Annotated in this window: 3 protein-coding genes; 1 reads left to right on the forward strand and 2 read right to left on the reverse strand. The window is 75.7% G+C overall.

The features are described 5' to 3' along the window. Nucleotides 1-16 precede the first annotated feature (16 nt). Nucleotides 17-4,915 carry an SDR family NAD(P)-dependent oxidoreductase gene (locus tag ACFW6P_RS31790; protein WP_386425737.1) on the forward strand — a complete coding sequence of 1,633 codons (4,899 nt, stop codon included), beginning with the start codon at nucleotides 17-19 and terminating at the stop codon, nucleotides 4,913-4,915. 99 nt (nucleotides 4,916-5,014) lie between these two features. Here the strand turns inward: ACFW6P_RS31790 and ACFW6P_RS31795 are convergent, their stop codons facing one another. Both ACFW6P_RS31795 and ACFW6P_RS31800 read right to left on the reverse strand, forming a co-directional pair. After that, a complete protein-coding gene (locus ACFW6P_RS31795; RefSeq protein ID WP_386359874.1) occupies nucleotides 5,015-6,049 on the reverse strand; it encodes a ketoacyl-ACP synthase III family protein in 1,035 nt (344 codons plus the stop codon). Then, the coding region (locus ACFW6P_RS31800; protein WP_386359876.1) for a type I polyketide synthase at nucleotides 6,039-8,756 on the reverse strand (2,718 nt) is incomplete at its 5' end. The genes ACFW6P_RS31795 and ACFW6P_RS31800, both read right to left, overlap by 11 nt.

Raw genomic sequence — 8,756 nt, forward strand, 5'->3', positions numbered from 1 at the left:
TCCGCGGCGTGCGGGTGTGTCGTCCTTCGGTATCAGCGGCACCAACGCCCACGTCGTGCTGGAAGCCGTACCGGACGAGCCCGAGCCCGAGCCCGGGCCGGGGTCCGAGCCGGCCGCGTGGACGGGACCGGTGCCGTGGGTCCTGTCCGCCCGCAGCCACGACGCCCTGCGCGCCCAGGCGGCCCAACTCCTCGACCACGTCACCACGCACCCCGGTGTGCGGCCCGTCGACACCGCGCTGGCGCTGGCGACCACCCGGACACCGTTCGCCCACCGGGCCGTCCTCGTCGGCGCCGACCCGGAGGGGCTCACCGCACGGCTGAGGGCCCTGGCCGACGGCACGCCGCTGCCCGGTACGGTCACCGGCACCGCCCGCCCGGGCGGCCGTACGGCGTTCCTGTTCACCGGGCAGGGCGCCCAGCGGCCCGGCATGGGACGCGAACTGCACGTCGCCTTCCCCGTGTTCGCCGAAGCCTTCGACGCCGTGTGCGAGCGGGTGCCGGGGCTGCACGAGGCGGTGCACGGCGACGAGGCCGACCTGCTGAACCGCACCGAACACGCCCAGCCCGCACTGTTCGCCTTCGAGGTGGCGCTGTACCGCCTGCTGGAGTCCTGGGGCGTGCGCCCGGACGCCGTCGCCGGGCACTCCGTCGGCGAGATCGCCGCCGCCCACGTGGCGGGAGTCTTCTCCCTCGACGACGCCTGCGCCCTGGTCGCCGCCCGCGGCCGGCTCATGCAGGCACTCCCGTCCGGCGGCGCGATGGCGTCGGTCCGGGCCGGTGAGGGCGAGGTGCTGCCCCTGCTGGCGGGCCGCAAGCACGAGGTCGGCGTCGCCGCCGTCAACGGCCCCCTCGCGACCGTCGTCTCGGGCACCGAGGCCGCCGTCGCGGAGATCTGCGAGCACTTCTCCAAGGCCGGGCGGCGCACCGCACGGCTGCGGGTCAGCCACGCCTTCCACTCGCCGCTCATGGACCCGGTGCTCGACGCCTTCCGCGAGGTAGCCGCCGGCGTCACCTACGCCGAGCCGGCACTGACCCTCGTCTCCGGCCGGACCGGTGAGACCGCCGCGCCCGGACTGCTCACCGACCCCGAGTACTGGGTGCGGCACGTACGCGAACCGGTGCGGTTCCACGACTGCGTCGCACGGCTGCGCGGCCTCGGCGCCCGCCGCTTCCTCGAGGTCGGGCCCGACGGCCCGCTCACCGCGCTCGCCGACGCCGTGCTCACCGAGCGGGAGCCGTCGTCCGCGCCCACGGACGAGCCCGTGCTCGTGGCGGCCACCCTGCGGAACAGGCCGGAGCCGGAGCAGCTCCTGACGGCCGTCGGCACCCTCTTCGCGCACGGCGCCGCGCCCGACTGGGCGGCGCTCCTGCCCGGCGCACGCGTCGTACCGCTGCCCACCTACGCCTTCCAGCGGCAGCGCTACTGGCTGCCGACCGCGGCACAGGCCGGTGACCCGGAGGCCGCCGGACTGCGCACCGCGGAGCACCCGTTCCTCGGCGCCGAAATCACCCGGGCGGGCTCCGACTCCCTGCTGTTCACCGGGCGTCTTTCGCTGCGCAGCCACCCCTGGCTCGCCGACCACACCGTCCTCGGCCAGGTCATCCTGCCCGCCACCGGCCACCTCGACCTCGCCGTGCACATCGGCGACCGCACCGGCTGCGGCCACCTGAGCGAACTCACCCTGCTCAGCCCGCTCGTCGTACCCGCGGAGGGCGCCGTCCGCATCCAGGCCGCCGTCGACGGCGCCGACGACGAAGGCCGCCGCGCCTTCACCGTGTGGTCCCGGCCCGACGGGGACGACGGCGACTGGCAGCGCCACGCCCAGGGCGTCCTCGTCCCGCAGGCACCGCCCGCCCCGGCCGACGACCTGGCCGCCTGGCCCCCGCCGGGCGCCCGCATCGTCTCCGGCGAGGACCCCTACCCCGCCTTCGCCGCCGCGGGATTCGTCTACGGGCCCAGCTTCCGCGGCCTCGGCACCGTGTGGGAGCGCGGTGACGAGGTGTACGCCGAGGTCGCGCTGCCGGAGGCGTACCGGCAGGACGCCGCACGGCACGCGCTGCACCCGGCGCTGCTCGACGCGGCCGTGCAGACCCTGCTGGTCCGCCGCCCCGGTCCGGCGGACGACGGGGCCACGGCGCCCATGCTGCCGTTCGCCTGGTCCGGACTGACCCTGCACGCCACCGGCGCGACCGCGCTGCGGGTGCGCCTCACCCCGGCGGGCCACGACCACGGCTACCGGGTCCTGGTCACCGACACCGCGGGACGGCCCGTCGCCACCGCGGACGCGATCACCCTGCGGACCGTGTCCGCCGCCCCCGACAGTGCCCCGGACCGGCCCGAACTGCTGCGCCTCGACTGGCGGGAGTCCCGTCCCGCTCCCGAGGCGCCGCGTCCGCGCACGGTGCGCTGGATCGTGCTCGGTGACGGCGACGACCGGGCGGCCGCCGCCCTCGACGCGGCGGGGGTCCACCTGGAGACGTACGCCGACCTGGAGGCCCTCGGCAAGGCCGTCGACACCGGTATGACCATGCCCGACGTGGTCCTCGCCGCACCCGAGGCGCACGCCTCCGATGAGCCCGCACCGCCCGAGCGGGTACGCGGCCGGCTGGCCCGCGCCCACGAGCTGATGTGCGGCTGGCTCGCCGACGAACGGTACGCCGCTTCCCGGCTGGTGTTCCTGACCCGCTCCGCGGTCACCGCGGGCCGGGACGCCGTCGCCGACGGCGTGCCCGACGTGACCGGAGCCGCACTGTGGGGCATGGTCCGCTCCGGCCAGGCCGAACACCCCGGCCGCTTCCAGCTGGTGGACCTGGCGCACGACGCCGGGGACGGCGACGACCTCGCCCTGCTCGCCGCCGTCGCCTCCGCACGGCCGCACAGCGCGGTCCGCGGCGGCCGTGTCCTGCACCCCGACGCCACGGCCGCCGCGGCCGGCGACGCCCCCGCCCTCGCGGACGGCACCGTGCTCGTCACCGGCGCCACGGGCACCCTGGGCCGGGCCGTCGCCCGCCACCTCGTCACCCGGCACGGCGTCCGCTCCCTGCTGCTGGCCGGCCGGCGCGGGCCCGCGGCCGACGGCGCGGACACCCTCGTCACCGAGCTGACCGAACTCGGCGCCCGCGTCCACCTGGAGGCCTGCGACGTCGCCGAACGCGCCGACGTGCAGCGGCTGCTGGACCGGCTGCCCGGCGGGCTGCCGCTGACCGGAGTGGTCCACGCGGCCGGCGTCACCGACGACGCCGTCCTCACCGCTCTCGACGGCGGGCGCTTCGACACCGTGCTGCGGCCCAAGGCCGACGGAGCCTGGCACCTGCACGAGCTCACCGCCCGCCTGCGGCCCGCCGCGTTCGTGCTGTTCTCCTCCGCCGCGGGCACCTTCGGCGCCCCGGGCCAGGCCAACTACGCCGCCGCGAACGCCTTCCTCGACGGTCTCGCCGCACTGCGGCACTCCGCCGGACTGCCCGCGGCGTCCGTCGCCTGGGGCCTGTGGGACGACGACAGCGGCATCACCGGCCGCCTGTCCCACGCCGACCGCGGCCGCCTGGCCCGCGGTGGTCTGCGGCCCCTGCCCACCGAGGACGCCCTCGCCCTGCTGGACGACGCGCTGGCCACGCCCGACGCCGCGGTGATCGCCGTCGCCACCGGCTCCGGCCGCTCCGGCGTCCGGGCGATGCTGCGGCCCGCCGCCCCGCCGGTCACCCGCAGGACCGCGGCAGGCGCCCCCACGGCCGCCGCGGCACCCCTGCTCGCCGGACGCACCCCCGAGGAAGGCCGTGCCCTGCTGCTCGGCCTGGTGCGCGAGCTGGCCGCCACCGTCCTCGGACACGCCGGCCAGGACGAGGTGGAGCCCGACCGGCTCTTCACCGAGCAGGGCTTCGACTCCCTCACGGTCGTCGAACTGCGCAACCACCTCGCCACCGCCACCGGCCTGACCCTCGCCCCGACCCTGCTGTTCGACCACGCGACCCCCGAGGCGCTCGCCACCCACCTGCACGGCAGGCTCGGCGAAGGGCCCGCCTCCGAGAGCGGCCCGCCGCACGCGGCGGCGGCGACCGGCGTCGAGCCCCGCGCCGGCGACACCATCGGAGGCCTGTTCAAGCAGGCCTGCCTGGACGGCCGGGTCGACGACGGCTTCACGCTCCTCCAGGCGGCAGCGGAACTGCGCCCCACCTTCACCTCACCGGACGAACTCACCACCGTCCCGGGAGCGATCCGTCTGTCGGCCGGCGACACCGCGGCCCCGCTGGTCTGCTTCAGCTCCTACGTGGCCCTCGCCGGTGTCCACCAGTACGCCCGGTTCGCCTCCGCCTTCCGCAGCCGGCGCGACGTATGGGCCCTGCCGACCCAGGGCTTCGGCTCCGGAGAGGCACTGCCCGCCACCTTCGACGCCGTCACCGACCTGCACGCCGACGCCGTGGCCCGCACCGTGGGCGACGCCCCGGCGGTCCTGCTCGGTTCGTCCTCCGGCGGCGTCCTGGCCCTGGCCACGGCCCGCCGGATGCAGGAACGCGGAGCCGCACCGGCCGCCGTCGTCCTGCTCGACACCTACATGCCGCGGGCCGACTCCCCGTTCCTGCGGTTCTCCCAGCAGATGCTGGGCGGCATGTTCGAGCGGGAGTCCCTGTTCGCCCACATGGACTCCGACCGGCTCACGGCGATGAGCTGGTACGTGGCGATGATCGGTGAGTGGGAGCCGGGTCCGCTGGACTGCCCGGTCCTCCTGGTGCGTTCCACCGAGCCCCCGGTGCCCGCCGGACCCGGCGAGGAGATGCGGCCCGAGGAGTGGCAGACGTCCTGGGAGCGGGCGCACACCGTGCTCGACGTCCCCGGCAACCACTTCACCATGATGGAGGACCACGCCCGCTCCACCGCGGAGGCGACCGACGGCTGGCTCACCTCCCGGGGCGCCTGACCGGGTCCGGGCCCACGGCAAGGGCCCTGCCCCTCGTCCGAGGGGCAGGGCCCTTGCCCTTGTCCGCGAGCCGTGTACGAGGCAGCTCGGCGCGCCTCGTCAGACCGCCCAGGCGGGAAGGTCGAGCACGGTGACGACACAGGCCGTGGACATCCAGCCCGGCCCCTGTGAGACCAGCAGCACGTGCTCGCCGGGCGCAACGGCACGCGTACGCACCAGATGCTCCAGCGTGATGAACACGTCGGTGCCGCCCACGTGGCCGATGCCCTTGCCGAACTCCCAGGTGGACCGGTCCATGGGCAGACCCAGCGGCATCATGACCGAGTACTCGACCATGCGGCCGTCCATGTTGATCGGGACCACCTTGGCGACGTCGCCGGCGTTCAGGCCGGCACTCACGAGCGCCCTGCGGACGACCCCCAGGTTGAACAGGGTGAGCCTCTCGAGGGTCTCCGAGAGCGGCGCCTCGGTCTCGCTGTACCGCGTCGCCCGCTCGGCCATGTCCCCGTCGCCGGCCCGTTCCCCGCCCGGCAGCAGGGAGCCGTCACCGCGGTGCCACCGCTCGAGTTCCGGAAGGATGCCGGAGCTGAGCGACCTGACCTGCGCGAAGCCCTCGTCCGCACTGATCAGCGCCGAGGCGCCGCCGTCGGAGAGGAAGTAGGCCTGCCCGAGCCCCGAGTAACGGTTCACGTCCGGCGCGGTGAAGTTCTCACCGGACGTGAGCAGCACGGCCTCCGCCTGTGCCGCACCGGTGATCTGGCCGACGGCCACCTCCAGGGCGCCCAGCATGCCGTTGCAGCCCTGGCGCAGGTACAGCGAGGTGGCCGGCTCCAGTTCCAGTTCACGCAGGACGTACCCGGGCGGGTAGGAACCCTGCGGGCCCTGGTAGTGGACGGCGCTGTGGATGTGGCTCGTGACGGACTCCGGGTCGAGCTTCGACCGGGCCAAGGTGGTGCGCGCGGCGGAGATCGCGAGTTCGACGGCCGGGATGTCGTGGGCGAGGTGGGTCCCGGTCAGCCCGTTCGCGTCCACCACGTCCTGGCCGATCAGACCCTGGGACACGGCCCTCTCCACGGGCTCGAACTCGTGCAGCACCACCCCGAGCGAGTCGATGAACACGTTCTCAATCCTCATCCTGTGACCTTCCGTTGTCGTCGAGGGGCGAGGCGTCCGGGGAGAGCAACCGCCCGATCAGATGCCGGGCGAGATCCAGCGGCGTCTCGAAGTCGAACACCACCCCCGCCGGCAGCCGCAGCCCGGTCGCGTCGACGAGCGCCGTACGCAACTGCAGCGCGGTGAGCGAGTCGAACCCGAGGTCCTTCAGCCGGGCGTCCTCGGCCACGCCGCCCGGCGCGGAGTGACCGAGGACCGCACCCGCCCGCTCCCGCACCAGGCCCGTCACGGCGGTCTCCCGTTCCTCCGCGCTCATCGCCGCCAGGCGGTGCGGGAGGCCGTCCTTCTCCTCGGGGACGTCCTGCGCCATGCGGCGCGCGGGGACCGACACGAGGGACCGCATGACGGGCGGCAGGGCGCCGGACCGTGCGTCGTCGGCCAGTCCGGCGAAGTCCAGGCCGGACGCGACGACGAGACCGCGCCCGGCCGCCCACGCGGCGTCGAAGAGCGTGAGGCCCTCGCCGGTGCCGAGCGGACGCGTCCCGCGCAGGGCCGTCGGCTGCCGGTCCCCCGTGGCGGGACCCGACAGCCGGCTCGCCTCGGCCCACAGGCCCCAGGCGATCGACGTCGCCGGCACGCCCCGGGAGCGCACGTGGTGGGCGAACGCGTCCAGGAACGTGTTGGCCGCCGCGTAGTTGGCCTGACCGGGGCCGCCCATGATGCCGGCGGCGGAGGAGTACAGCACGAACTGCTCCACCTCCGCCTCCCGCAGCAGCTCGTACAGGTGCACCGCCGCGTCCACCTTGGGCCGCAGTACCTCGGTCAGCCGCCCGGCCGTCAGGGACGGGAGGATGCCGTCGTCCACCGCGCCGGCGGTGTGGACCACGGCGCCGATCCGCCGGCCGTCGAGCAGCGCGGCCAGGGCGTCGCGGTCCGTCACGTCGCAGGCCGCCACCCGGACCCGGGCGCCCAGCGCGGACAGCTCCGCCTCCAGGGCCGCCGCACCCGGGGCGGCCATCCCCTGACGACTCGTCAGCAACAGATCGGACACCCCGTGTTCGGTCACCAGGTGCCGTGCGACCGCGGACCCCAGCGTCCCCGTGCCACCCGTGACCAGGACGGTGCTGTCCGGGCCGACGGTGAGCGCCGGCAGGGCACCGGCGGGGGCGAGGCGGGTCAGCCGCGGCACCCGTGCCGTCCGCCCGCGCAGCGCCCACTGCGGTTCCGCGGAGGACACCACCCGGTCCAGGGTGCGCCAGGTGGGCTTGGCGATGTCGGTGTCGACGAGCACGAAGCGGCCCGGGTACTCCGACTGCGCGCTGCGGACGAGCCCCCAGACAGCGGCCACCGCGAGGTCCAGCGGCGACGTCTCGTCGGGGCCGGTCACCGCAGGAACGGCCCCACGGGTCAGGAACACCAGCCGGGAGCGGTCGTACACGGGCGTGGTCACCCAGGCGCGGGCCGTCTCCAGGGCCCGGGCCGTCGTGGCGTGCACGGCGTCCACCAGTTCCCGGCCCGAGAGGTCACCCGCCTCCCGCAGGAAGGGCACCACGACGACGTCGGGGACGTCACGGCCGGCCTCCACCGCGGCGGTCAGTGCCGCCAGGTCGGGATACGCCTCCGCGTAGCGTCCCGCCGACATCAGCGACGACCGCGCACCCACGGGATCCTCTCCCACGACGGCCCAGGCCGCAGCGGCGTCCGCGGTGAGGTGCCGCGTCGCGGTCTCGGTCCACTCGATGCCGAAGAGGCTGTCCTGCCGCGCCACGTCCGTGGCCCTGAGCACGCCGTGCGGGACGGGATCCGGGCGCAGGCACGCCGTCGACAGGACGGGGCCGCCGGTCGCGTCGGCGGCGACCAGCGACACGGAACCGTCGGGGCGGGGGGAGAGCCGGGCACGGAGGACCGACGCGCCGGACGCGTGCAGCGAGACCTCCTGCCACACTCCCGCCCGCCAGTGACGGGCGGCCTCGGGCAGGACACCCTTGACGCCCATCAGGCCGAGGAGGGCCCCGGCCGGCACCGGGTGCAACCCGAACCGGCGGGCCTCCGCGCGCAGCTCGTCCGGCAGGGCGATCTCCGCGAACAGCTCGGTCCCGCGGCGCCACACCCCGCGCACGGCGGGGTGCACGGGAGCGCCGCCCACGACCAGGTCGGATGCGGGCACCGCGGTGGCGTCCGCGGGCGGCCAGGCCTCCAGGTCCCAGTCCGGCCGGTCCGCCGCGGCGGCCAGCTCACCCGTCGCGTGGCAGATCCACGGCAGGCCCAGAACCTCCTCGGAGCGCCGCGCGTGCACGGACACCGTACGGGCGCCGGACCCGGTGCCCTCACCGACGGTGACGCGGACCTGCAGGGAGCCGGACGCCGGCGTCACCAGCGGCGCCTGCGGCGTCAGGGTGAGCAGCCGGCCGAGGCCGAGCTGCTCACCGGCCGCGAGGGCCAGTTCGGCGAGCAGCCAGTCGAGGTCCGGTCGTGCGGCGCCCGGGTCCCCGCCCGCCAGCCACGGGTGCGTCGCGGCCGAGAGACGCCCGGTGAAGACCACGGTCTCGGTGCCTGGCAGTTCCACTGCCGTCCCCAGGAGGGGGTGCGAGGCGGCGACCGTCCCCAGCCCGGACGTCCCGCGTCCGGTGCTCGTGGAGGGGGTGAGCCAGTGGTGGGTGCCTTGGAAGGGGTAGGTGGGGAGGTCGGGGTGGATGGGGGTGGGGGTGGGGCGGAGGGGGATGCCGTG

The sequence above is a fragment of the Streptomyces sp. NPDC058741 genome, from assembly GCF_042746715.1.
Taxonomy (GTDB): Bacteria; Actinomycetota; Actinomycetes; order Streptomycetales; family Streptomycetaceae; genus Streptomyces.

Coding starts and splice junctions, on each gene's coding strand:
- ACFW6P_RS31795 (WP_386359874.1), bottom strand. CDS start 6,049: ATGAGGATTGAGAACGTGTTCATCGACTCGCTCGGGGTGGTGCTGCAC.